The sequence below is a fragment of the Sphingobium sp. genome (assembly GCF_049304695.1).
Classification (GTDB): domain Bacteria; phylum Pseudomonadota; class Alphaproteobacteria; order Sphingomonadales; family Sphingomonadaceae; genus Sphingobium.
On sequence record NZ_JBAQOK010000026.1, the window covers coordinates 12,089 to 37,305 of the forward strand.

At 63.2% G+C, this 25,217-nt stretch carries 21 protein-coding genes and 1 pseudogene; 13 read left to right on the forward strand and 9 right to left on the reverse strand.

The genetic code is table 11. The features are described 5' to 3' along the window. Nucleotides 1–33: 33 nt before the first annotated feature. Nucleotides 34–2,835 carry a TonB-dependent receptor gene (locus WA070_RS03435; protein ID WP_422632757.1) on the reverse strand — a complete coding sequence of 934 codons (2,802 nt, stop codon included), beginning with the start codon at nucleotides 2,833–2,835 and terminating at the stop codon, nucleotides 34–36. Nucleotides 2,836–3,016: 181 nt separating this feature from the next. On the opposite strand from WA070_RS03435, the gene WA070_RS03440 reads away from it, so the two are divergent. Then, complete coding sequence (locus tag WA070_RS03440) at nucleotides 3,017–4,096, forward strand: phytase (RefSeq protein WP_422632758.1); 1,080 nt, start codon at nucleotides 3,017–3,019, stop codon at nucleotides 4,094–4,096. Between the two features lie 120 nt (nucleotides 4,097–4,216). On the opposite strand, the gene WA070_RS03445 is transcribed toward WA070_RS03440, so the two are convergent. From WA070_RS03445 to WA070_RS03465, 5 genes are all read right to left on the reverse strand, one after another. After that, nucleotides 4,217–6,874, reverse strand: coding sequence for a M1 family metallopeptidase (locus tag WA070_RS03445; protein ID WP_422632759.1), 2,658 nt, complete (start codon nucleotides 6,872–6,874; stop codon nucleotides 4,217–4,219). 291 nt (nucleotides 6,875–7,165) lie between these two features. Continuing rightward, the gene (dapD, locus tag WA070_RS03450) at nucleotides 7,166–8,002 is read right to left on the reverse strand and encodes a 2,3,4,5-tetrahydropyridine-2,6-dicarboxylate N-succinyltransferase (protein ID WP_422632760.1); all 837 of its coding nucleotides are present in this window, start codon (nucleotides 8,000–8,002) and stop codon (nucleotides 7,166–7,168) included. Beyond that, nucleotides 7,999–8,670, reverse strand: a complete 672-nt coding sequence (locus WA070_RS03455) for a pyrimidine 5'-nucleotidase (protein WP_422632761.1) — start codon at nucleotides 8,668–8,670, stop codon at nucleotides 7,999–8,001. Before WA070_RS03455 ends, dapD begins: the two co-directional genes overlap by 4 nt. Before the next feature lie 105 nt (nucleotides 8,671–8,775). After that, nucleotides 8,776–9,657 carry a TIGR00730 family Rossman fold protein gene (locus WA070_RS03460; protein ID WP_422632762.1) on the reverse strand — a complete coding sequence of 294 codons (882 nt, stop codon included), beginning with the start codon at nucleotides 9,655–9,657 and terminating at the stop codon, nucleotides 8,776–8,778. Nucleotides 9,658–9,773: 116 nt separating this feature from the next. Continuing rightward, nucleotides 9,774–10,466, reverse strand: a complete 693-nt coding sequence (locus tag WA070_RS03465) for an extensin family protein (RefSeq protein ID WP_422632763.1) — start codon at nucleotides 10,464–10,466, stop codon at nucleotides 9,774–9,776. Between the two features lie 158 nt (nucleotides 10,467–10,624). Here WA070_RS03465 and WA070_RS03470 point away from each other — a divergent pair, with 158 nt between their 5' ends. The 7 genes and pseudogenes from WA070_RS03470 (at nucleotide 10,625) to WA070_RS03500 (ending at nucleotide 17,889) form a co-directional block, all read left to right on the forward strand. Then, the gene (locus tag WA070_RS03470; protein ID WP_422632764.1) at nucleotides 10,625–11,785 is read left to right on the forward strand and encodes a phosphoserine transaminase; all 1,161 of its coding nucleotides are present in this window, start codon (nucleotides 10,625–10,627) and stop codon (nucleotides 11,783–11,785) included. A gap of 117 nt (nucleotides 11,786–11,902) precedes the next feature. Then, nucleotides 11,903–13,483: a phosphoglycerate dehydrogenase gene (gene serA, locus WA070_RS03475; RefSeq protein WP_422632765.1), complete on the forward strand. Its 1,581-nt coding sequence runs from the start codon at nucleotides 11,903–11,905 to the stop codon at nucleotides 13,481–13,483. A gap of 157 nt (nucleotides 13,484–13,640) precedes the next feature. Continuing rightward, on the forward strand, nucleotides 13,641–14,771 hold the full coding sequence (locus WA070_RS03480; protein WP_422632766.1) for an ATP phosphoribosyltransferase regulatory subunit: 1,131 nt from the start codon (nucleotides 13,641–13,643) through the stop codon (nucleotides 14,769–14,771). A gap of 87 nt (nucleotides 14,772–14,858) precedes the next feature. Further along, entirely contained in the window at nucleotides 14,859–15,599 is a 741-nt protein-coding gene (locus tag WA070_RS03485; RefSeq protein WP_422632798.1) for an SDR family oxidoreductase, read from the forward strand. A 145-nt stretch (nucleotides 15,600–15,744) separates the two neighbouring features. Next, nucleotides 15,745–17,034, forward strand: a complete 1,290-nt coding sequence (locus tag WA070_RS03490; RefSeq protein WP_422632767.1) for an adenylosuccinate synthase — start codon at nucleotides 15,745–15,747, stop codon at nucleotides 17,032–17,034. 4 nt (nucleotides 17,035–17,038) lie between these two features. Beyond that, a complete protein-coding gene (locus WA070_RS03495) occupies nucleotides 17,039–17,221 on the forward strand; it encodes a hypothetical protein (protein ID WP_422632768.1) in 183 nt (60 codons plus the stop codon). Between the two features lie 93 nt (nucleotides 17,222–17,314). Continuing rightward, nucleotides 17,315–17,889 (forward strand): annotated as a pseudogene (locus WA070_RS03500) (NADPH-dependent FMN reductase). 127 nt (nucleotides 17,890–18,016) lie between these two features. Here the strand turns inward: WA070_RS03500 and WA070_RS03505 are convergent. From WA070_RS03505 to pdxH, 3 genes are all read right to left on the reverse strand, one after another. Beyond that, nucleotides 18,017–18,643: a Pr6Pr family membrane protein gene (locus WA070_RS03505; protein ID WP_422632769.1), complete on the reverse strand. Its 627-nt coding sequence runs from the start codon at nucleotides 18,641–18,643 to the stop codon at nucleotides 18,017–18,019. A gap of 6 nt (nucleotides 18,644–18,649) precedes the next feature. Beyond that, nucleotides 18,650–19,981 carry a dicarboxylate/amino acid:cation symporter gene (locus WA070_RS03510; protein ID WP_422632770.1) on the reverse strand — a complete coding sequence of 444 codons (1,332 nt, stop codon included), beginning with the start codon at nucleotides 19,979–19,981 and terminating at the stop codon, nucleotides 18,650–18,652. A gap of 187 nt (nucleotides 19,982–20,168) precedes the next feature. Beyond that, nucleotides 20,169–20,789, reverse strand: a complete 621-nt coding sequence (pdxH, locus tag WA070_RS03515; protein ID WP_422632799.1) for a pyridoxamine 5'-phosphate oxidase — start codon at nucleotides 20,787–20,789, stop codon at nucleotides 20,169–20,171. Between the two features lie 92 nt (nucleotides 20,790–20,881). On the opposite strand from pdxH, the gene WA070_RS03520 reads away from it, so the two are divergent. The 5 genes from WA070_RS03520 (at nucleotide 20,882) to aroC (ending at nucleotide 25,157) form a co-directional block, all read left to right on the forward strand. Continuing rightward, nucleotides 20,882–21,784, forward strand: coding sequence for a DnaJ C-terminal domain-containing protein (locus tag WA070_RS03520; RefSeq protein WP_422632771.1), 903 nt, complete (start codon nucleotides 20,882–20,884; stop codon nucleotides 21,782–21,784). Nucleotides 21,785–21,798: 14 nt separating this feature from the next. After that, nucleotides 21,799–22,767 (forward strand): YihY/virulence factor BrkB family protein, encoded by a 969-nt coding sequence (locus tag WA070_RS03525; RefSeq protein WP_422632772.1) that lies wholly within the window; start codon nucleotides 21,799–21,801, stop codon nucleotides 22,765–22,767. Continuing rightward, nucleotides 22,764–23,570 carry an enoyl-ACP reductase FabI gene (gene fabI / locus WA070_RS03530; protein WP_422632773.1) on the forward strand — a complete coding sequence of 269 codons (807 nt, stop codon included), beginning with the start codon at nucleotides 22,764–22,766 and terminating at the stop codon, nucleotides 23,568–23,570. The genes WA070_RS03525 and fabI overlap by 4 nt, the downstream gene beginning before the upstream one ends. Nucleotides 23,571–23,640: 70 nt before the next feature. Next, nucleotides 23,641–24,066 carry an endonuclease domain-containing protein gene (locus tag WA070_RS03535; RefSeq protein ID WP_422632774.1) on the forward strand — a complete coding sequence of 142 codons (426 nt, stop codon included), beginning with the start codon at nucleotides 23,641–23,643 and terminating at the stop codon, nucleotides 24,064–24,066. Beyond that, complete coding sequence (gene aroC / locus WA070_RS03540; RefSeq protein WP_422632775.1) at nucleotides 24,063–25,157, forward strand: chorismate synthase; 1,095 nt, start codon at nucleotides 24,063–24,065, stop codon at nucleotides 25,155–25,157. Before WA070_RS03535 ends, aroC begins: the two co-directional genes overlap by 4 nt. Nucleotides 25,158–25,217: the final 60 nt, after the last annotated feature.

Sequence of the window (25,217 nt, forward strand, 5' to 3'; positions counted from 1 at the left end):
GCCGCGCCCCCTTTTTCGTAACCATCAATCCGATCAGAAGTTGAAGCGGATGCCACCAGCGTAGCGGCGACCGAAGCGTTCCCACTCGATCGTACGACCGCTGCTGGCCGAAGTCGGCGTGCCAGTCGCGCTCAGAAGGCTGGCAGGGTCGACATAGCGGCGGCCCGGCTGGTTCAGCACGTTCGACACATCGAAATAAATCTCGAAATTCTTCGTGATCGCATAGCGTGCGGAAACATCCATTTCCTCGTCCGCTGCCCAATATGTGTCGCCCGCGTCGGTCAGATCGTCGGCGATCGTGTCCAGCCACGCGCTGCGGCGCTGATATTGCACGCGCACCGACAGGCCATATTTCTCATAATAGCCGCCCAGATTATAGACGACGTCCGATGTGCCGGGCAGGCGCACGTTGCGCGTCGGGATGGCACCCAGCGCGGGCTTTTCGACCTTGCTGTCGTTCAGCGTTACGTTGGCCGAAATGCCGAAACCGCCCATGAATTCTGGCAGGCCCAGATTCTGCGTCCATGGCTCCAGCTGCAATTGCGCGGCAGCTTCCATGCCGAACACGCGACCGCCGCCGCCATTGGTGATGCCGGAAAAGATGTAGTTGGACCGGTCGATGCTGCCGCTGTTCAGCGCGCTCGATCCGAAGGTACGGCGCTGGTTATACAGCACATCCTCGACCTTCTTGTAGAAAGCGCCGATCATCAGATAGCCCTGCGGCTTCAGATACCATTCGAAATAGGTATCGACGCCATAGGCGCGTTCGGGCTTTACCGCCGGGTTGCCGCCCGAAATCGTTTCATTGGTGTCGTTGACGACGACGTTGGGGCGCAACTGGTCATAGTCCGCCCGCGCCGCGCCGCTGTTGAACGACAGGCGCAGCTTCTTGGTATCGTCGATATTATAGTTCACATGCAGGCTGGGGAAGGCCAGCGTCTGGCTGTCGTCGGCAACGACCAGCCCGGTCGTGCTGCCCACGGTCGCAATGGCGCGGCCATGATTTTTGATATGCTCCACGCGCACGCCGCCGACGACCGAACCCCAGTCGTAACGGACCGTCCCCATCAGGAAGCCTGCGAACACTTCCTCGCGCACGTTATAATTATTTCCGGTGACGGGTGTGAAGGCATAGAGTTCCTGTGCCTTGTCCGACGCCGCCTGCATCTTGTCAGTGTCGAAATAGCCGAATGTATATCCCATCGGCAGCGCGCCCTGAAACGCCAGATTGGTCGAAAACTGGTTATAATCGGTGGGCAGGCCGACCGCTGCGAACTGGGCAGCGGTGTTGAGCACGATGTTCTGTTCGTTGGCGATCTTGTTGCGCCGATCATATTGGAAACCGGCCTTCAGCGTCGCATTGTCCAGTTCGCGCGCCAGCACGATGCGGCCGGTATAGGCCTTGGTCGTGTCAACTGCGTCCAGCACGGTGAAGGACGACAGCGGCTTGGTGAAATTGTCGATCGCGGTGACTGGCGCGCCAGCGGAATAGCGGGTCGCAGCACCGGTGCCGGTCGCGAGCGTGCGGAACAGCGTCGGGGTCGAACGATTGGGATTGGTGAAATCATAGCTGACGGTCGGGCGCAGCGTGCGCGTGCTGGGGCTGTCCCATGTCGCTTCGCCGGTAACCGAACGATCGTCCTTCGATTCGGTGTAGTTGCCTACCCATGACAGTTTCCAGCCATCGGCGATGTCATGATCGCCCGCAATCGTGTTGGTGAAGATGGACTGGCGGAACGCGCGCAGCGTCGAACGCTGGCGGATGTCGATACCATAGATCGTCCCCTTTTCCGGGGTATTGCCGATGCACACGTCGGCATAGCCGGTGGTCGCAGGCGATGCGTTTACGGTCGTCGGGCAAGCCGCGCTGCTGCTGGACAGGGCCGACTGCTGATCGTCCAGATCGAAGCGATAATTGTCGCGCGCTTCGTCATCGGAAAAAATCGTATAGACCGACCGCAGCGAGATGGTGTTGGCATCGTCCGGCTTCCAGTCGACCCGGCCCGACACGGACCAGTTCTTGCGAGTCAGGCGATACAGCTTGTTTTCGGCTTCCTGGGCCCAGAAACGGGTGGCGTTGCCGGGGCGCTGATCCTGATTGACGCGCTCATAATCCACTTCGAAATTGTCGGTGATCATGTTGCGTTCGTAATAGCTGCCCGCCAGCAGGACGCCGATTTCGCCGATGCCGGTATTGAACCGGTTCGATACGACCAGCGCACCTTCATATTCGCGCTTGTCGTCGCCCAGTTCGGCGATGCCAAAGCCGCCCTTACCGGCCAGATGGAAGCCGTTATAATCGAATGCCGACCGGGTGATGACGTTGACGTTGCCCGCCACCGTCTCGCCCGGCATGTCCGGCGTCACCGCCTTCGACACGATGATCTTGCCCGCAATGGCCGAGGGAATGGAATCGAACCGGGCGTCGCGGCCTTCGGGGCTGACCACGTTGATGCCGTCGAACGACAGGGTGGTCCAGCTTTTGGGCGCGCCGCGCAGGTTGACGTAGCGGGCCTGGCCCTGATCGCGCTCTACGCTGACGCCGGGCAGACGGCTGGTGGCCTGAGCGATATTCTGGTCGGGCAGGCGGCCCACGCTATCGGATGCGACCACCGCGACCAGCGAATCGCTGTTCTTCTGCACGGTCAGCGCAGCCGCTTCGGATTCGGCGATCGGACGCGCGCCGGTCACGACGATCTCGCCCATATCCTCTTCAGCGGCGGGTGCCTGCGCCATGGCGTGCGACGTCAGCATCGCCGACAGGGCAATCCCGCCGATCAGGGCAAGGCGAACGGATTGGAAACCGGCGCGTGGCCGGATGGATGAATGCTGCATGATTTCCCCCTTGAACAGTCGCGCTTCGGCGAATGAGGGGGGCAAGTAGAGCGCTCTCAAGTCATCTAAATGAAAATAGCGTGACGGTTCCGTGACATTCGGAACAGCCTTTTGGACATTTTCGTCACATCTGTGTCACGCATCCTGTCCAAAGGCCGGTGGCAAGACAGGGGGACTTTTCATGACCAGACCATATATTTCGGGCGGCATTACCACCGCCCTGCTGCTGTTGGCCGGGTGCGCCAGCGCGCCAGCCGAAATCCCGGTGGCGCAGCGCATCGCCAACGCCACGCCAGCGGTCAGCATCACCGCGCGCGGTGAGACGGCCCCGGTCGGCACGGCCAATGCCGATGCGGCGGACGATCCGGCAATCTGGCGCAACGCCACCGATCCGCTGCAAAGCCTGATCGTGGGGACCGACAAGAAAGCGGGCCTCTATGTCTACGGGCTGGACGGCAAGGTGCGCGACTTTCTGGACGCGGGCCGGGTCAATAATGTCGATCTGAAGGATGGTGTTTCCATCACTGGCCAGCCCGGCATATTGGTCGCCGCGTCGGACCGCAACGATGTCGCGCAGGCCAGGATCGCGCTGTTCCGACTCGACCCCGCCACCGCGAAACTGACCGCGTTGGGCAAGGTCGATGGCGGCGCGGGCGAAGCCTATGGCATCTGCCTTGGCCGCGACGCGGGTGTCCTGTCCGCCTTCATCGTGTTGAAGGACGGTACGATCCATCAGGTCGCGATCGACGCATCGGGCGCGACGCCGACCGGCAGGATCGTGCGTACGATGAAACTGGGCACCCAGTCGGAAGGCTGCGCCGTCGATGATCGCACCGGCACGCTCTATGTCGCGGAGGAAGATGTCGGCCTCTGGCGCTTCGACGCGCGCGCGACTGGCTCCACCACGCCCACGAAGATCGCGGCGGCCGATGGCAGGAACCTCGTCATGGATGCCGAAGGCGTCGCCATCGCCCCGATCGGTGAAAAGGACGGCTATGTCCTCGTCTCCAGTCAGGGTGATAATGCCTATGTCGCCTATCGCCTGACCGACGACAGCTATGTCGGCCGCTTCCGTGTCGTGGACGGCGCCATCGGCGGGTCGGAGGAAACCGACGGCATCGACGTGATGCTGGGCGATTTCGGTCCGAATTTCCCCGGCGGGCTGTTCGTGGCGCAGGATGGCCACAACGCGGCAGCCGCGCAGAATTTCAAGCTGGTGGCGTGGGACGATATTGCGAAGGCGCTGGGGTTGGGGAAGTAAAGCAACCCAATTCCCTCCCTTTTAAGGAGGGGTTAGGGGTGGGCGCGAGCGAAGCGAGCCTCCTGCGGAGGCACCCACCCCCGGCCCCTCCCTTGAAAGGGAGGGGAGAATGATGGCCGTTTACCGCTTACCCGCAAACCATGCCGCCAGTGGCGCTTTCAACCGGTTGCGGGTTTCGATCCGCGTCTTGATTGCGGCGATGGAGCGATCCACGACCTTGCGCGATTCCGGCGTCAGATATTGGGTGGCGAAAGCGTCCAACTTGGTCGCCATCGCCGGGTCCGCCGATCCGCCGCCCAGCCGGGCCAGAGCCTGACTGCGTGCCGATACATCGATCAGCGCTTCATATTGCGCGCGGTGCGCCAGCACATAGTCCACCGCCATCATCGGATGCGCCACACCGACCTGACTGATGATCGCCGCGCTGGTCGTCTTGCTCGGCTCGTCGGTCAGTGCCAAGTCGAGCGCCTGCGCCGCCAGCTTCTCATCCTTCGCCGCGCCCAGCAAAGCATAGACAGTGCTCTTTTCCAGATCGCTCTTCGCGCCCTTGGCGAGGCCACGCAGCTTGTCCCACGTCGCCTGATCCGCATTCTTCGCGATGATCGCCATCCACACATTGCGCAGCGGCCCGTCGAGCGCCGCTGGATCGGTCGCCAGCGCGGCAAAGCGCCGGTTGGCTTCGCCCACCACGGCCTTGTCGCCCATGTCGCCCAGCGTCGACACCAGCGCCGAACGCAGCACCGGCACCTGCGCATTTTCGCCCGGCCTGGCGTCATAGCCGATGCCGGTCAGAACCGGAGTCAGCTTGGCCGACGTATAGGCCGCGACGCGCGCCTGCGCCGCCTTGTCGCTTTCCAGCATGACATAGGCGCTGCCCAGATATTCAGGCACTTCGGCCATCACGGCAGGTGTCGCCGTCGCGGGCACCGCGTCGATCAGGTCCATCGCCAGCCCGATCGGCTGATATCCGCCCAGCCCAAGCTGGAAATTGTCGGCGAGCAGGCCGGTCTGGTCGATGCTGGCCAGTTTGGTGAAATCCTTCGCCAGCGCCTTGACGTTCGCCGCCGGATAGAGCGAGCGATAATAGCCCGTCTGCCCCGCATTGACGAGATAAGCGCCACATCCAGGCACGCTCACCTGACCCTTGCCTTTCAGGATCAGCCGCTGCGGCGTGCCGCCCACGGTCTGCGCCATGACCGGCACGTTCCACGATAGCGGCGTCTTGTCCTTGCGGTCGCGGCTATATTCGCCCTGGCTCAGCGTCAGTACGGTCTGGCCGCCCTGACATTGCGCGCTCTCCACCTTGACCAGCGGGATGCCCGGCTGGCTGGTGAAATCATGGGCGATCGCGACCAGCCCCTTGGCCCCCGCGCCCTCGACCGCTTTCCACAGGTCGTCGGTCACGGTGTTGCCATAAGCATGGCGCTGCATATAGGCGCGGATGCCCGCCTTCCACACATCGTCGCCCGCATAGCCTTCGAGCATGGTGATGACCGCTTCGCCCTTTTGATAGGTGATGGCGTCGAACGCCTGATTCACCTGATCGACGGTGGTGATTTTCTGCACGACGGCGTGGGTGGTGGCGAGCGAATCGAGGCTCATCGCCGCCTCGCGCCCGTCAACACGGGTCAGCAGCATTTCCCAAGAAGGTTGCAGCTTGTCGGTGACTTTGGTCGCCATCCAGCTTGCGAAGCCTTCGTTCAGCCACAGATCGTCCCACCAGGCCATCGTGACCAGATCGCCGAACCATTGATGTGCCATTTCATGCGCGACGGTTTCGTAGATGCGCCGCTTGGTCGCTTCGGACGTAAAGCGCGGATCGACGATCAATGCGCGCTCGAAGGTGAAAATTGCGCCCCAATTTTCCATCGCGCTGAAAAACTGGCTCTGGCCCGGCCCTGCGACATTGTCGAGCTTGGGCAGCGGGAAAGGCACGCCGAAATAGTCGTTATACCAGGGCAGGATCGCCGCCGTCGCATCCAGCGCCAGCGTCGCCTTGCCGCTATTGCCCTTGCCGGTGATGACGCCGACTTCGGTAGCGCCCGCCATCTTCGTCGCGCGCTCCAGTTCGCCCAGACCAAAGAACAGCAGGTAGGACGACATTTTGGGGCTGGTGCCGAACGTCACCTGCGTCCTGCCGCCGCCCATGTCCTTCGACGTTTTGACTGGCATGTTGCCGACCGCCATCTGGCCCGTAGGCACGATGGCCGACAGGTCGAACGTCGCCTTATAGCTGGGTTCGTCGAAGCTGGGGACGAAACGGCGCGCGTCGGGCGCTTCGAACTGGGTGAACAGCGCGCGCTTCGCCGCGCCCGCATTGTCGGTATAGTCCAGCGCGAACAGGCCGTTGGCCTGCTGGTTGATGACACCGGCATAGGCGATGGCCAGCTTATACTGGCCGGGCGCCAGCGGCTTGCCGAAATCCAGCGTCACCGTCTGCGCATTGGCATCGACCTTGGCCGTGCCCTTCATCGCCTTGCCACCCACAGGCGTCAGCATCACGTCGCCAAAGGTCAGGTCCGCCGCGTTCAGCACCAGCGTGGGCATCGCCGCGCTGATCGTCACGTCGATCGTCACCTTGCCCGTAAATTTCAGGTTCGCCGCATCGGGCGTCACTTCGATCGCATAATGGCTGGGCGCGGCGCCGCGCGGCAATTGTGTAGTGATCCCGGCGGCGGGGCCAGTGGCCTTGGCAGGCGCGACCTGCGCCAGTGCAGGAGCGGCCAGCGCGATCGGCGCGGCGGCGATCATCAGCGGCAGGATATGGGACAGGGACATAAGGCTGGACTCCGACAAGTCGTAAAAAGGCGCATGACCCTTTCGGCCCGCGCCCCGATAACGCGGGATCAACCGTTTCGCTGCATCGGTCAAGCGATGATATGGTGTCTCAATGTCGTTGATCGAACAGCATCAGCCGTTGGTCAGGGGATGGCGCTTTCCTGCTCCTCCCTATAGCGCAATTATGGGGATCACGCGGTGCTGACGGAGGGGTGTCGCCCTATCGATGGCAGGACGCCCCTCCGTCTGGCTACGCCATGCACTTCCCCCGCCGGGGAGGATGACTTCCGATCAATCCCGCAACAACTCGTTGATGCCCGTCTTCGACCGAGTCTGCGCGTCCACCCGCTTGACGATCACCGCGCAATAAAGGCTGGGACCGGGCGTGCCGTCGGGCAGGGGCTTGCCGGGCAGGCTGCCGGGGACGATTACAGAATAGGGTGGGACTTCCCCCATGAAAATCTCGCCGGTGGTGCGGTCGATGATCTTGGTCGACTGGCCGATGAAGACGCCCATCGACAGGACCGATCCCTTGCCGATGCGCACGCCTTCGACCACTTCGGACCGCGCGCCGATAAAGCAATCGTCTTCGATGATGACCGGATCGGCCTGCAAGGGTTCGAGCACGCCGCCGATGCCCACGCCGCCCGACAGATGGACATTCTTGCCGATCTGCGCGCAACTGCCCACCGTCACCCATGCGTCGACCATCGTGCCTTCATCGACGAACGCGCCGATGTTGACGAAGCTGGGCATCAGGATCGCATTCTTGGCGATATGTGCGCCCGCCCGTGCGAACGCGCCCGGCACGGCGCGAAAACCGGCGGCGCGGAACTCCGCCTCGCCCCATCCGGCGAATTTGCTTGGCACCTTGTCCCACCAATATCCGCCGCCCGGACCGTTTTCGATCAGCACATTGTCATTCAGGCGGAAGGACAGCAGCACCGCTTTCTTGAGCCACTGGTTGACCTGCCAGCCATCGGCGGTCGGCTCGGCGACGCGGCCCTTGCCGCTGTCGAGCATCGCGAGCGCTTGCGTAACGGCATCGCGGACCGCGCCCTGCGTGTTCAGGCTGACATTGGCCCGGTCTTCCCAGGCGGCCTCGATAGTGGCGATCAAATCGGTCATGCGCTTTCCCCAAGGATGGCGGCCAGAAACGGCCTTAAATGGTCGGTTTCGAAATCGATGAAGTCGGGATGATGGTCGTGATTGCCCGCTTCGGACCCGTTATTGACCCAGATGGTGGTCATGCCGATCGCCTTGGCGGGCTTCAGGTTGCGGGCCATATCCTCGAAAAATGCGGCACGGGTCGGATCGACATCATGCACGCGGCACAGCGTCGCATAGCCCGCCGGATTGGGCTTTGGCACATATTCGCACGCATGGACGTCGTGGATCAGCTCGAACGTGTCGCCCAGACCCAGCCGGTCCAGCACCCGCCGCGCATAGGCGGCATCGCCGTTGGTGAAGATCAGGCGGCGGCCCGGCAACGCGGCGATATGCGCGTTCAGGTCTGCATCGACCTCCAGCCGATCCATCGAAATATCGTGAACATAATCGAGATAGGCATGCGGTTCGATGCCATGATGATGCATCAGCCCCGACAGCGTCGTGCCATGTTCCATGAAATAACGCTTCTGCGTTTCCCGCGCGACCTGTGCATCGCAACCCAGCAGCCCCTGAATATATTCGCCCATCTTCACGTCGATCAGGGCGAACAGGTCCGCCTTGGCCGGGTAAAGCGTATTGTCCAGATCGAAGATCCAGCTGTCGATATGGGCCATGTCTCCGCGCATGGCCGCGCCCTAATCCGGTCGGGGGGGAAGGGCAACACCTAACCCTTCTCCCCACGGGAGGCGAATTTGGAAGAGGGGAAAGGCGCGCAGCCCCCCTCTCAGGTTTTACGCCTGCTCTGCCCCTGCTGCATCGACATGATAAAATGCCTGCACCGCGTCCCACGCTTCCTGCGCGGTTTCGACCCAGGTCAGCAGGTTGAGATCAGCGTGCGAAATCACGCCCTCGTCCGCCAGCGCCTCGAAATCCACCACCCGGTTCCAGAAATCCTTGCCGAACAGCAGGATGGGGATCGGCTTCATCTTGCCGGTCTGGATCAACGTCAGCAGTTCGAACATCTCGTCGAACGTGCCGAACCCGCCGGGGAACACCGCCAGCGCGCGGGCGCGCAGCAGAAAGTGCATCTTGCGCAGGGCGAAATAATGGAACTGGAACGACAGCTCCGGCGTGACGAAGCGGTTGGGCGCCTGCTCATGCGGCAGGACGATGTTCATGCCGATGGTTGTCTGCCCGACGTCGATCGCGCCGCGATTGGCCGCTTCCATGATCGAGGGGCCACCGCCCGAACAGACCACGAAATGCCGCCCGCCATTCTCTGCGACCGGATATTGCGCGGAAATGCGGGCGAGTGCGCGCGCTTCCTCATAATAGCGCGCCTTGGCTCCCAGATTTTCCGCGATCCGTTTCTGCTCCGGCGTGGCGGCGGCGTCGATGCGGGCCTGCACCTGATCGGGTTCGGGGATGCGCGCCGACCCGTAGAAAACGAACGTCGATTCGATCTGCGCCTCATCCATCAGCAATTGAGGCTTCAACAGTTCCAGCTGGAACCGCACCGGGCGCAAATCTTCCCGCAACAGAAATTCGGTATCCTGAAAGGCAAGGCGATAAGCGGCGCTCTGCGTCTGGGGCGTGCCGGCATTGTTGCGAGCGTCATGCGCTTCTTCGCGGGCCGGTCGGAATTTGCGTTCTTCAATGTCTTTTTTTGTCATCGCGACGATTTAAGGGCCACCGATGACAAAGCCAAGACCGCTGCGCTGGTTTTCGTTTGGTGGCAAAAGCGATTGACCGTGCAACACGCGATGTTTCTATTCTCAATGTTACTTCGTCAGCGACAAAATCCCCCACGCCCGCCCATATCGAAATGGAAATGGTCGTGATGCGCCGCATTATAATCGGGGCTGAGCACGGTGTTGAACCGCTTGCACGCGCTGTCATGCACGACCTGCAGGAACCGCCGCGTGTCCTTGTCGCCGTTCCACCCCTGTTGCACGCTGATGCGCCGGCCATCGTTCATGACGAAGGCGGCGACGTCCACGGCATTGCTGTGCGCATGTTCGGACAATTTGCCACTGCCCGCGATCGGGCGGCAATTATAGGTGCCGAAGGTTTCGATCTTGACGATTTCCGTTCCCAATATGGCGCGGGCCGCAGGCTGCACGCCATAACGTGCCCAGGCCGCGAAATTGGCTGCCAGCGGGCATGTCATCGCGCCCAGATTGGTCGCTGGCACGCCGATGTCGAGCAGCTTGACGCTGTTGACCGCATTGCACCCGCCGCCGAAATTCTGGTCGGGCAGGGGGGTGAAGGACACCGATTGGGACTGGAGTTTGGCGAGGCACTGTTTCACTTCGACCGTTTGCGGCGCGATCTGGCGCACGGGGCGCGGCGCGGGTTTCGATGCCTTCGCCACTCGCCCGCGCGGGACCAGATCGCCGCTGCACGCGCTCAGCAGGCTCGCCGCCATCACCGCAACACCGACGCCACGCATCGACCGCATTGTTTTTGCACGTAACTTCATGATTCGGGATGATAACAGGGCAAAGACTTCCTGTGGTTAACGGGGTGCTCGGTTCGTCCCATTTTGCCAATCTCCTTGACAGGTCCGCCGAAATCTTTAGGGCGACCGACGGGCCACGCGGTCCCAACGCCGCGCTGCTCTCTGTAAGGAGACGCTACATGACTGATTTTACTGCCGTTGACGCCACCATTGCGCCTGCGCAAAAGCCGACCACCCTTCCGGCGCGTCCTTTCTTCTCTTCCGGTCCCTGTGCCAAGCCTCCGGGCTGGAGCGCCGCTGCGCTCGCCACCGATTCGCTGGGCCGCTCGCATCGCAGCAAGATCGGCAAGACTCGTCTGGCTTACAGCATCGACCTGATGCGCGAATTGCTGAACCTCCCCGACACTCACCGCATCGGCATCGTGCCGGGGTCCGACACCGGCGCGTTCGAAATGGCGATGTGGACGATGCTGGGCGCGCGCCCGGTCACCACCGTCGCCTGGGAAAGTTTCGGCGAAGGCTGGGTCACGGATGCGGTCAAGCAGTTGAAGCTCGACCCGACGGTCGTGCGCGCCGATTATGGCCAGCTGCCCGACCTGTCCGCCATCGATTTCGCCACCGACGTGCTGTTCACCTGGAACGGCACCACGTCGGGCGTGCGCGTCCCCAATGCGGACTTCATCCCCGCCGACCGCGAAGGCCTGACCTTCGCCGACGCGACCAGCGCGGTGTTCGCCTATGACATCGACTGGGCCAAGATCGACGTCGCCACCTTCTCCTGGCAGAAGGTGCTGGGTGGCGAGGGCGGCCATGGAGTGCTGATCCTTGGCCCCCGCGCCGTTGAACGCCTTGAAACCTACACCCCCGCCTGGCCATTGCCCAAGGTGTTCCGTCTGGTGTCGAAGGGCAAGCTGGCCGAAGGCGTGTTCAAGGGCGAGACGATCAACACCCCCTCCATGCTGGCTGTCGAAGATGCGATCTTCGCGCTGGAATGGGGCAAGTCGATCGGCGGCGCGGCTGGCCTGATCGCGCGCAGCGACGCCAATGCGGCGGCGCTCGACAAGATCGTAGCGGAACGCGACTGGCTCGGCCATCTCGCGGCTGACCCGGCCTCGCGCTCGAAAACGAGCGTCTGCCTGACCGTGGCCGGTGCCGACGAAGCCTTTATCAAGGCGTTTGCGGGTCTGCTCGAAAAGGAAGGTGCGGCGTTCGACATCGCTGGCTATCGCGATGCCCCCGCAGGGCTTCGCATCTGGTGCGGCGCGACCGTGGACACCGCCGACATCGAAGCGCTCGGCCCCTGGCTCGACTGGGCCTACGCGACCGTAAAGTCCGCCTGAACTCACCCACGGCGTCACCCCGGACTTGATCCGGGGTCCCGCTTCTCCTTCACGCCGCCCGCGCAATAGCGGGACCCCGGATCAAGTCCGGGGTGACGATGAACGATAGGAAAATCCATGCCCAAAGTCCTTATTTCCGACAAGATGGACCCCCGCGCCGCCGCGATCTTCCGCGAACGTGGCATTGAGGTCGATGAAATCACCGGCAAGACGCCCGAAGAACTGATCGCCATCATCGGCGACTATGACGGCCTCGCCATCCGGTCGTCCACGAAGGTGACGAAGGCGATCCTCGACGCCGCGACCAACCTGAAAGTCATTGGCCGCGCCGGCATCGGCGTCGATAATGTCGACATCCCTTACGCGTCCGCCAAAGGGGTGATCGTCATGAACACCCCGTTCGGCAACTCCATCACCACCGCCGAACATGCCATCGCGCTGATGTTCGCGCTCGCCCGCCAATTGCCGGAGGCCGATGCTTCGACGCAGCAGGGCAAGTGGGAGAAAAACCGCTTCATGGGCGTGGAAGTCACCGGCAAGACACTGGGCCTGATCGGCGCGGGCAATATCGGCTCGATCGTCGCCGACCGCGCGCTGGGCCTCAAGATGAAGGTCGTCGCCTTCGACCCGTTCCTCACCCCTGAACGTGCGATCGACATGGGCGTGGAAAAAGCGGACCTCGACACGCTGCTGGCGAAGGCCGACTTCATCACGCTGCACACGCCGCTGACCGACCAGACGCGTAACATCCTGTCGAAGGAAGCCCTCGCCAAGACCAAGAAGGGCGTGCGCATCATCAACTGCGCGCGTGGCGGCCTGATCGATGAAGCCGCGCTCAAGGAAGCGCTGGACAGCGGCCAGGTCGCTGGCGCGGCGCTCGACGTGTTCGTGACCGAACCGGCCAAGGAAAGCCCGCTGTTTGGCACCCCCAACTTCATCTCCACTCCGCATCTGGGCGCGTCCACCGACGAAGCGCAGGTCAATGTGGCGTTGCAGGTCGCCGACCAGCTGTCCGACTATCTGCTCGACGGCGGCATCACCAATGCGCTGAACGTGCCATCGCTGTCGGCGGAGGAAGCGCCCAAGCTCAAGCCCTATATGGCGATCGCAGAAAAGCTGGGCAGCCTTGTCGGTCAACTCGAAGGCGACGCCATCACCGGTGTCGCGGTAGAGGTCGAGGGCCATGCCGCCGAACTCAACCAGAAGCCGATCACGGCGGCGGTGCTGGCGGGCCTGATGCGCGTCTATTCCGACACGGTGAACATGGTCAACGCGCCCTTCCTGGCCAAGGAACGCGGCCTCGACGTGCGCGAAGTGCGCCATGATCGGGAAGGCGCCTACCAGACGCTGATCCGCGTCACCGTCACCACCGAAACCGGCGAACGCTCGGTCGCAGGCACGCTGTTCGGCTCGAACAGTCCGCGCCTTGTCGAACTGTTCGGCATCAAGGTGGAAGCGGACCTTGACGGCACCATGCTCTACATCGTCAATCAGGACGCGCCCGGCTTCATCGGTCGCCTTGGGTCGAAGCTGGGCGAATCGGACGTCAACATCGGCACCTTCCATCTGGGCCGCCGCAATCAGGGCGGCGAAGCCGTGTTGCTGCTGTCCGTAGACGGCACCGTCACCGAACCGCTCCGCTGGGAAATCTGCAATCTGGCTGGCGTCAAACAGGTAAAACTGCTGCGCTTTGCGTGATGGGATGACCCATTGACCCGTTCGCCCTGAGCCTGTCGAAGGGCTAGGCTGAGCGAAGACGAAGCCACTTCACTCTGTTCAGTGAAGGGCTTCGACTTCGCTCAGCCCGAACGGGGAGGGCTGGCGTCGGAAATATAATCCGCTAAGGGCTTGTCCCATGACCATGATCCCGCCCGGCCTTCTTCCCGAAGGATTATCCGACCGCCTGCCGCCGCAGGCCGAAGCCTCCGCCCGCCTCGCGCGGCGCGTGCTCGATACGGTGGCGACGCATGGCTATGAACGGGTCATGCCCCCGCTCGCGGAGTTTGAAGATACGCTGACGCAGCGCCTCAAATCCATGCGTGCGCAGGACCTGGTTCGCGCCGTCGATCCCGTGTCGCAACGCAGCCTGGCGCTGCGCCCCGACATGACGGCGCAGGTCGGCCGCATCGCCGCCACCCGGCTCGCCGCCGCACCGCGTCCTTTGCGCCTCTCCTATGCCGGGCCAGTCATCCGCCTCAAAGCCAATCAATTGCGGCCTGAGCGGGAAAAATTGCAGGTCGGGGCCGAACTGATCGGCAGCGACAGCGTGTCCGCTGCGGTCGAGATCGTCAATGTCGCGATCGAAGCGTTGCAGGCGGCAGGCGTCACCGGCATCACCATCGACTTCACCCTGCCTGACCTCATCGACATGCTGGCCGCCGGGCCGTTGCCGCTCGATGCCGATGCACTCGAAGCAGTGCGCACCGAACTGGATGCCAAGGACGCAGGCGCGCTTGTCGCGCTCGGACCACAGGCTGCCGCCTATCTGCCGCTGATCGAAGCGACCGGTCCCTTCCACGCCGCGATGGACCGGCTGGAGGCGTTCAACGCCACGCTGGGCGGCGCGATCGACAGCCGCATCGCGGGCCTGCGCGCCATCGCCAAACCGATCGGCTGGGACATTACCCTGACGCTCGATCCCACTGAACGGCATGGTTTCGAATATCAGAACTGGTTCGGCTTCTCGATCTTTGCCGAAGGATTCGTCGGCGAAATCGGCCGGGGCGGCAGCTACGCCATCCGCCGCGCCGATGGGCAGGACGAACCGGCTATCGGCTTCTCCCTCTATCCCGATCCGCTGATCGACGCAGGCTTTGGCGCGGAAACGCCACGCCGCCTGTTCCTGCCGCTCGGCCATGATACCGCCCGCGCCGCCGCCCTGCGTGGCGAGGGCTGGCACACGGTTGCAGCGCTGGTAGGGGACGAGGATGGCGCAGCCCTGCGTTGCTCCCACTGGCTCGACGGCGGCGACCTGCGCGCCTTCTGATCGGGCGACCACATTTCTTTTGCCTGCCCCCTTAACTGAGCGGCCCGTCGTCATAGATGGGTCGCACGACAGGCAAGGACATGCATGATGAACATGAGCGGCAACACGATATTGATTACCGGTGGCACGTCGGGCATCGGACGGGCGCTGGCCGAACGCTTCCACGCGGCGGGAAACAGCGTGATTATCGCCGGACGACGACAGGCGCTGCTGGATGAAGTGACGGCCGCCAATCCCGGCATGGTGGGTGTCGCCGTCGATATGAACGATTTTGCGGCGATCGATGCGATGGCCAGCGCCATTATGGCCGCGCATCCCGATCTCAATATCCTCATCAACAATGCCGGCATCATGCGGATGGAGGATATGACGGTGCGCCGCGACCTGAGCGATGCGGAAGAAACGATCGTCACCAATCTGCTCGCACCGATCCGGATGGCCAATGCGCTGGTCGATCATTTGTCGGGCCGACCCGATGCGGCCATCGTCAATGTGACGTCGGGCCTTGCCTTCGTGCCGCTGGTACACACGCCGACCTATAATGCGACGAAGGCGGCCATGCACAGCTATACGCTGGCGCAGCGCGCGCAGCTTGCGGGCAAGGTGGACGTGATCGAACTCATCCCGCCAGCGGTGCAGACCGACCTGACGCCCGGTCAGGCGACGCGGGAGGGCTATCTGCCGCTGGCCGCCTTTATTGACGAAGTGATGACGCTGTTCGCGCAGCAGCCGACACCGAACGAGATCGCCGTCGATCGCGTCGGCTTCCTGCGCCGGGCCGAGGCGGAAGGGCGGTTCGACGCGGCCTTCGCTGCGGTCAATGGCTGACGACAGCCGTGCCTTGACAGGTTGGACCGGGCGGCGCTAACGCGCAACCGCATCCGGGCGCATCGGCGTCCAATCGATCCTACTGGCATGTCGAGTCCCGTCGAAGGGCATGGCCGGTCCGCGCGGCGGGCGGAGATCTGTATCCATGGCAAATGTAACCGTAATCGGCGCCCAATGGGGTGACGAGGGCAAGGGCAAGATCGTCGACTGGCTGTCGGAGCGCGCCGATGTCGTCGCCCGTTTTCAGGGTGGTCATAATGCCGGTCACACGCTCGTCGTGGGCGAAAAAGTCTATAAACTGTCGCTGCTGCCGTCGGGCATCGTGCGCGGTACGCTCAGCGTCATCGGCAATGGCGTCGTGCTCGACCCATGGCATTTCCGCGATGAAGTCGCCAAGCTGACAGGGCAGGGCGTCACCATCACGCCCGACAATCTCCAGATCGCCGAAACCTGCCCGCTGATCCTGCCCTTCCACCGCGACCTCGATGGCCTGCGTGAGGATGCGTCAGGTGCGGGCAAGATCGGCACCACCCGGCGCGGCATCGGCCCGGCCTATGAGGACAAGGTCGGCCGCCGCGCCATCCGCGTGTGTGACCTCGCCCATCTCGACGATCTGGGTCCGCAGATCGACCGGCTGACCGCCCATCATGACGCTCTGCGCGCAGGCTTTGGCGAACCGCCGATCGACCGCGACGCGCTGCTGGCGGAACTGACCGAAATTGCCGACTTCATCCTGCCTTTCGTCAAGCCGGTCTGGCTGACCCTCAACAAGGCGAAGGCGGACGGCAAGCGCATCCTGTTCGAAGGGGCGCAGGGCACGCTGCTCGACATCGACCATGGCACCTATCCCTTCGTCACATCGTCCAACACCGTGGCGGGAACGGCGGCAAGCGGCACTGGCCTTGGCCCATCGGGCGCGGGCTTCGTGCTGGCCATCGTCAAGGCATACACCACCCGCGTCGGTTCCGGCCCGTTCCCCACGGAACTGGAGGATGAAACCGGTCAGCGGCTGGGCGAGCGCGGCCATGAATTTGGCACCGTCACCGGGCGCAAGCGCCGCTGCGGCTGGTTCGACGCGGTGCTGGTGCGCCAGTCGGTCGCCGTGTCGGGCGTTACTGGCATTGCGCTGACGAAGCTGGACGTGCTGGACGGGTTCGAAACGCTGAAAATCTGCGTCGGCTATCGCATCGGCGACAAAACCTACGACTATCTGCCTGCCCATGCGCAGGATCAGGCGAAGGCGCAGCCGATCTACGAGGATATCGAGGGCTGGCAGGATACGACCGCCGGCGCGCGCAGTTGGGCGGACCTTCCTGCGCAGGCGATCAAATATATCCGCCGGATCGAGGAACTGATCGGTTGCCCGGTGACGCTCGTCTCCACCAGCCCGGAACGCGACGACACGATCCTCGTCCGCGATCCGTTCGCGGATTAAGGACATGGCAGCCGAACGCTTCGAGCGGCACAAACAGCCCTGGACTCAGGACGAAATCCAGAAGCTGCACACGCTGGCCAAAAAAGGCATGGGCCTCAAATCCATCGCCAAGGCACTGACCCGCACCGAGGAATCGGTCAAAGCCCGCGCCAAGGACGACAGCCTGAACATCGCCAAGCTGCGGTAGGAAAGAAGAACGACATGCTCCCGCGGCAGGCGGGAGCGCAGTCCCGTCCTTTACCAAGCCGCACGCGGCTCCGCATCTCAGGAAAGGCTTCGCATGGCGCTCGACATTCTCGTCCTCTACGGCTCGTACAGGCAGGGTCGGTTGGGCATCCGCCTCGCCGACTATATCGTGCGCGGCATCGATGCGCTGGGGCACAAGGCGCAACTGATCGACGCCAGGGCGATCGACCTGCCGATGCTCGACAGGCGTTACAGCGATTATGGCCCCGGCGAAGCGCCCGCCGCCATGGCCGCGCTGGCCGATCGGCTGAGCGCCGCTGATGGCTTCATCTTCGTCGCGGGCGAATATAATCGCGGCGTGCAGCCGGGCCTCAAAAATCTGGTCGATCATTACCTCCAGGAATTTGATCGCCGCCCCGCCGCCATCGCCAGCTATTCGGCGGGCCGCTTTGCAGGCGTCAACAGCCATGCCGACTGGACGGTTACGCTGTCGGCCATGGGCATGGCGGTCGTGCCGGAACGTCTGAGCGTTGGCCAGATCAGCCAGACGCTGGACGATCAGGCCCAGCCGCAGGGGGGGGCGGCGCAGCGCTGGAGCGCGGCTTTGCCGGTTTCGCAAAAAGCCTCATCTGGTGGGCCGATGCAGCGAAGGCGGCGCGGAGAGCGTGACTGTAAGAATATGACCAGTATACCCTTGATCCGTTCATTTCGAGCGAAGTCGAGAAACGCAGATACGGCGCTATGTGCTTCTCGACTTCGCTCGAAGCGAACGGATGTGAGGTAGGCTAATGTCGCACTAACCCCGCGCCCCAGCCCGCCGGTCGATCCACACCAGCGCCAATCCCGCCGCCACGAAGCCTATGGCGATCACCACGACATTGATCGCCACCTGTCCCGCGCCAAACCGCGCAACATCGATGAAGGGATAGGCATATCGCCCCTCCATCGCCCCGCGAACCAGCGCGTAGGGCAAATAGGCCGCCGGAAACATCGCCCAGATCCACGGATCGCGCCACCCCAGCCGCCCCTTGGGCGCAAAAGCGATCCACCAGAGCGGCGCCAGTAGCGGGGTCACCTTGTGCAACAGCGTGTCGGCCAGCAACGCCCCACCGCTCAGCGACAATAGCCCCCGCAGCAGCAACCCATAGATGATCCCGACCAGCAAAATCGCCAGCAACACCCCGCCCAGCCAGTGCGCGGAAACCCGCCGTCCCATCGCCACCACGGCAAAGCTGATCGCGACGGCCATATTGGTCCAGATCGTGAAATACAGCAGCATCGTCCACAAGGCCGCACCAACCGATCCGGTCTGCGCGATGGATGCGTCCACCTGCACAGCAAGTCCCGCCATCGCCGTCAGCGCGACAATGGCCGCACCGCCCCGCGCCGCTACAGTAAAGCCGGGCAGGGACGGGTGCTGCATGGCGACCTAACCCTTGCGGTCGTCGTCGATCATGTCGGACGCCAGCTCCAGCCCGCCCCGGCCATGGGCAGGGGTGTGGGCGGGCGCCTTGGGTGGCGATCCGTCGATCGGCTCCTCGACCTCCAGCATCCCTTCCCATTTGGTGATGACCGACGTGGCGATGGCGTTGCCCAGCACGTTGGTGGCGGTGCGGCCCATGTCCATGAAATGATCCACCGCCAGGATGAACGCCACGCCCTCGACCGGCAAATCGAACTGGCCCAGCGTCGCGGCAACGACGACCAGCGACGCGCGCGGCACGGCGGCGATGCCTTTGCTCGTCACCATCAGCACCAGCAATATGGTGATCTGCGTCGCGATGGGCAGGTCGATGCCATAGGCCTGCGCGATGAAGATGGTGGCAAAGGTCGAATACATCATCGACCCGTCCAGATTGAACGAATAGCCCAGCGGCAGCACGAAGCTGTAGATGCGGCGCGGCACGCCGAACCGGTCGAGCTGCTCCAGCATCTTGGGATAGGCCGCTTCCGACGATGCGGTGGAAAAAGCGATCAATATCGGTTCGCGAACATAGCGGATCAGCTTGAACATCCGCTTGCCCAGGAAAATCGATCCTGCCGCAAACAGCAACAGCCAGAGCGCGCCGAGCGCCAGATAAAATTCGCCGATCAACTGGCCGAACGTCTTGAGCACGCCCACGCCTTCGGTCGTGACGACCGACGCCAGCGCGCCGAACACGGCGAAGGGCGCGACCCGCATGACATAGCCGGTCACCTGCAACATCAGGTCGACCATTGCCTCGATCACGGTGACGATCGGCTTGCCCTTGTCGCCGATTGCGGTCAGCGCGACACCCACGAACAGCGAGAAAACGACGATCTGCAGGATCGAATTTTCCGCCATCGCGCCGACCATGGATGTCGGGAAGACGTGCAGGATGAAGTCGCGGAAATTGAGCGCTTCGGTATTCACGCCCGATTCGACACCGGACCGGACAAGGTTCAGCCCTGCGCCGGGCTGGAAGAAATTCACGAAGATCAGGCCCAGCGTCAGCGAAATCAGGCTGGCGATGATGAACCAGGCGAGCGCCCGCCCGCCGATCCGCCCCAGCGCCGCGCTGTCCCCCATATGGGCGATGCCCGCGACCAGCGTGGAAAAGACCAGCGGCGCGATAATCATCTTGATGAGGTGCAGGAATATGTCGGCGAGCAGATGGAAATAGCCCGCAACCTGTTTGGCCAGCGTCTCGTCGCCGCCGACCCACAAATTGGCCACGAACCCCACGATTACGCCCAGAACCATGCCGGTCAGGATGAAGGCCGTCAGTCTGTTGCGCATTCTATTCCTCTAAGGGCCGGGCGGGACTGGTTCGCCGCGCCTTTTACTGCTGTCAGGCAAGACACCTAACAGGCGCATGGATCACCCGCAATCGGTGCGCTTACCCATGCTGCATAGGATATAGACGAACGGGCTGCCGCTTTCCGCGCCTCAATTGGTCCCAAATGGCGACGTTAGGCCAAATGTATCAGGGATAGAGCAGCCCTTCGCTCCAGCCATCCCCCGACCGCGTGAACAGCCGTCGTTCGTGCAGCCGATGTTCGCGATCCTGCCAGAACTCGATTCGTTCGGGCTTCAGCGCAAAGCCCGACCAGTGCGGCGGACGCGACACCGGCCCATCCGCGAATCGCGCGGCGACCGCGTCATAACGATCCATGAAAGTCTGCCGGTCGGGCAGGGGGCGGGACTGGTCCGATGCCCAGGCGCCCAACTGGCTGTCGCGTCCGCGCGTCGCGAAATAGGCGTCGGCGGTGGCGTCGTCCACCGGGCCGACTGCACCCTCGACCCGGATTTGCCGCCGCAGCGATTTCCAGTGAAACAGCAAAGCGGCATGCGGATTGTCGAGCAGTTCGCCCGCCTTGCGCCCCTCGAAATTGGTGTAGAACACAAATCCGTCCGGCCCATGGCCCTTCAACAGCACCATCCGCACGGACGGCCGCCCGCGCGCATCGGCGGTGGCCAGCGCCATCGCGTTGCTGTCATTGATTTCGCTGTCGCGCGCTTGCGCATACCAGTCGTCGAACAGGGCAAAGGGATCGGTCATGCGCTGATCCTTATGCGTCGGGCGCGTGGCTGTCGATATGGCCATGTGATCCAACAGCATGATGCTTTGCCTTGAATGTCGGCGCATAGTCCGCCACATAGAAGCCAAGTGATGCTTTTGTGCAACAGGTAGAATGAATGGCCGATCCCTATTCGACATTGGGCGTCGCGCGCGGCGCGAGCGAAGCGGAAATCAAATCCGCCTATCGCAAGCTGGCGAAGGAACTGCACCCCGACAAGAATCGCGACAATCCCAAGGCGGCAGAGAAATTCTCGTCCGTTACCAACGCCTATGACCTGTTGTCCGACAAGGACAAGCGGGCGCGCTTCGACCGGGGCGAGATAGACGGCGACGGCAATCCGACCGCGCCCTTCGGCTATGGCGGCGGTGGCGGGCGCGGCCCTCAGGGCGGTGGATTCGAAGCGGGCGGCGGCGATTTCAGCGATATTTTCGAAGGATTGTTCGGCGGCGCAGGACGTCGCGCGGGCGGCGGTGGCGGCTTTGGACGACAGGCCGCGCCAAAGGGCGCGAACGTCGCCTATCGCCTCGCCGTGCCTTTCGCCGATGCGGCGACCCTCGCGCCCCAGCGGATCACCTTGCAGGATGGCAAGACCATCGACCTTAAATTGCCCGCCGGCCTCGAAAACGGCACGCAGATGCGCCTGTCGGGCAAGGGGCAACCGGGCGCGGGCGGAGCGGGCGATGCGATCGTCACCATCGACATTCGTCCGCACGCCTTTTTCACGCGGGACGGTGACAATGTGCTGCTCGACCTGCCCGTCACGCTCGACGAAGCGGTGCTGGGCGGCAAGGTCAAGGTGCCGACCGTCGATGGCGCGGTGATGCTGGGCGTGCCTGCGGGCGCGACATCGGGCAAGACGCTGCGCCTGCGCGGCAAGGGCTTTACCGGCAAGGACGGCCAGCGCGGCGACCAGATGGTCCGGCTGCTGATCGACGTGCCGGGCGATGATCCGACCATCGTGGCGCTGGTCGAAAGCTGGCATGACGGACGACCCGTGCGCGCCCATCTGGGCGTCTGAGGCGTTAGGCGCGGATGCCGATACCATCGCCCTATTCGCCCGAATCGCGCCGTCATAAGGTCACGCATCATGCGCGGACGCAATTCAACCGGCAAATGGATCGCGTCCGCCCCGGCACCCAGCCGTTCGAGGTTTTCAAGCGGGTCGCGGTCGGCACCTATAGCGACGGGTTCATCCACGCCGGGAACCTTGCCTATCTCTCGCTGATGACGCTGTTTCCCTTCTTCATCGTCGCCGCCGCCGTGGCCAGCATCTTTGGCCGCACGCAGGATGGGGTACATGCGGTCAATGCCTTTCTGTCCACCGTGCCGCGCGGGGTCGCCGACGTGGTGCGCCAACCGATCGGCGACGTGCTGACCGCGCGGTCGGGACCGCTGCTCTGGCTGGGTGGCCTTGTTGGCCTGTGGACCGTGGGCAGCCTGATCGAAACGATCCGCGACATCTTGCGCCGCGCTTACGGCACCAAAAGCACCAAGCCCTTCTGGCGCTATCGCCTTGGCGCGATCGGCATCACGCTGGCCAGCGTATTCGCGGTGATGTTCGCCTTTTCCCTGCAGGTCGTCATGACCGGCATCGATCAGTTTCTGACCAACGTCCTGCCATGGGCCGACGACGCCATCGCACTGGTCGCCTCGGCCCGGCTGGTGCCGATGGCCATATTATGCGTCGCGCTGTGGTCGCTGTTCGTGGCGCTGACGCCTACCGCCTACAAGGATCGCCGCTTTCCAAAGTGGCCCGGCGCGCTGGCGACATCGCTCTGGTGGTATGCCACGACGCTGCTGTTGCCACCCACGCTATCGCTGCTGGGCGGCTATGGCCGCACCTATGGCAGTCTGGCCGGTGTCATGATCACCCTCATTTTTTTCTTTCTCGTCGGGCTTGGCGTGGTAATTGGCGCGGAATTGAACGCGGCGCTGGCGGAGTTTCCCGAAGAGGAAACGGAGCTGTCGCCCGAAGATCAGGGAAATGGAACGACGATATGAACGGCTTGATGGCAGGAAAGCGTGGCCTCATCATGGGCCTCGCCAACGACAAGTCGTTGGCATGGGGTATTGCAAAATCCCTGCACGAACAGGGCGCGGAACTGGCCTTTTCCTATCAGGGCGACGCACTGGCCAAGCGTGTGCGCCCTTTGGCGGAACAGGTCGGGTCCGACTTCCTGATCGACTGCGACGTCGCGGACATGGACAAGCTGGACGCGGCCTTTGCCGAGATCGAGGCGCGCTGGGGCACGTTGGACTTCGTCGTTCACGCCATCGGCTTTTCCGACAAGAATGAACTGCGCGGCCAATATGTCGATACGAGTCTCGAAAACTTCCTGCTGACCATGAACGTGTCTGCTTACAGTTTTGTGGCAGTCACCCGCCGCGCGCGCGCTTTGATGCCCAATGGCGGCAGCATCCTGACGCTCAGCTATTATGGCGCGGAAAAGGTCATTCCCCATTATAACGTCATGGGCGTGGCGAAGGCGGCGCTGGAAACCAGCGTCAAATATCTGGCGATGGATCTGGGTCCGGAAAATATTCGCGTCAACGCCATTTCCGCCGGGCCGATCAAGACGCTGGCGGCCAGCGGCATCGGCGATTTCCGCTACATCCTCAAATGGAATGAGCTGAACTCCCCCCTGCGCCGCAACGTGACGATCGAGGATGTGGGCGGCGCGGGCCTCTACCTCCTGTCCGACCTCGCCAGCGGCGTGACCGGCGAAATCCACCATGTCGACGCAGGTTACAACGTCATCGGCATGAAAGCCGAAGACGCCCCGGACATCGCACTGGATAAATGATCTAAAGCCCTCTCCCCTTGGGGGAGAGGGAGGGACCCGTCGCAAAGCGATGGGAGGGTGAGGGGGGAACATGCGCAGACCTGATCCTGATAATCCCGATACCCTCGACCGCGTTCGCGCTATGCGGCGCAACCCGACCGAGCCAGAGAAGCGCTTGTGGGCCAGATTGCGCAGCCGACAGCTCGGCGGTCTGAAATTTCGGCGGCAGGTCTGGCTCTTGGATTATATCGCGGACTTCTATTGCGCCGACCTGCATATGGTCATCGAAGTTGACGGTGACGACCATGGCGTTAGGGCAGCAGCCGACCAGCGTCGAACGCAGAGGATGGAGCAAGAAGGCTTTACCGTCCTGCGTTTCGCCAATGGGGATGTGATGGGCAATATCGAAGGGGTGTTGGAGACGATGTTGATGACGGCGCGCCGGAACCCCTCACCCTCCCACCCGGCTGCGCCGGGCGGGTCCCTCCCTCTCCCCCAAAGGGAGAGGGGCCAATGAGCTTCAACACTTTCGGACGCGTATTCCGCTTCACCACCTGGGGCGAAAGCCATGGTCCCGCCATCGGCGCTGTGGTTGACGGTTGCCCGCCCGGCCTGCCGCTCAGCGAAGCGGACATCCAGCCCTGGCTAGATCTGCGCAAGCCCGGCACGTCGAAATTCACCACTCAGCGCCGCGAGGCGGATGAGGTCCGCATCCTGTCCGGCGTGTTCGAGGCGCCGGACGGAGTCCGGCGCACGACCGGCACCCCGATCAGCCTGATGATCGAAAATACCGATCAGCGATCGAAAGATTATTCCGACGTCGCCAAAGCCTATCGCCCCGGCCATGCCGACTATGCCTATGACGCCAAATATGGCTTTCGCGACTATCGCGGCGGCGGGCGTTCGTCCGCGCGCGAAACCGCCAGCCGGGTCGCGGCGGGCGCCGTCGCTCGCGCGGTCATCCCCAATGTCGACATCTTCGCCTATGTCAGCGCGATCGGCGGCGACGCCATCGACTATGACAATTTCGACGCGGCGCAGATCGGCCAGAACCCTTTCTTCTGCCCTGACGCAGAGGCAGCGGTCCGCTGGGAAGCGCTGGTCGATGGCGCGAGGCTGGACGGCTCCTCCCTCGGCGCAGTCGTGGAGTGCGTCGCGTCGGGCGTGCCCGCAGGCTGGGGCGCGCCGCTCTATGCCAAGCTAGACAGCGAACTGGCGAGCGCGATGATGAGCATCAACGCGGTCAAGGGCGTGGAGATCGGCGACGGATTCGCCGCCGCCAGCCTGCGCGGCGAACAAAATGCCGACCCCATGCGACCGGGAACCGACGGCCCCATCTTCCTCGCCAATCATGCAGGCGGCATCGCCGGGGGCATATCCACTGGCCAGCCGATCAAGTTGCGGGTCGCATTCAAACCGACCAGCTCTATCCTGATCCCGGTCGATACGGTTACGCGCGACGGGGAAGCGTCCGACATCATTACCAAGGGTCGCCATGACCCCTGCGTCGGCATACGCGGCGTGCCGGTGGTTGAAGCGATGATGGCGCTGGTGCTGGCCGATCAGATGATGCTGCACCGCGCGCAATGCGGCAAAAGCGACGACTGAGGGTCAATATCTCGCTTGAACGTCACGAAGCGCGCGGCCCATGCAACCTTGGCTGGCCCG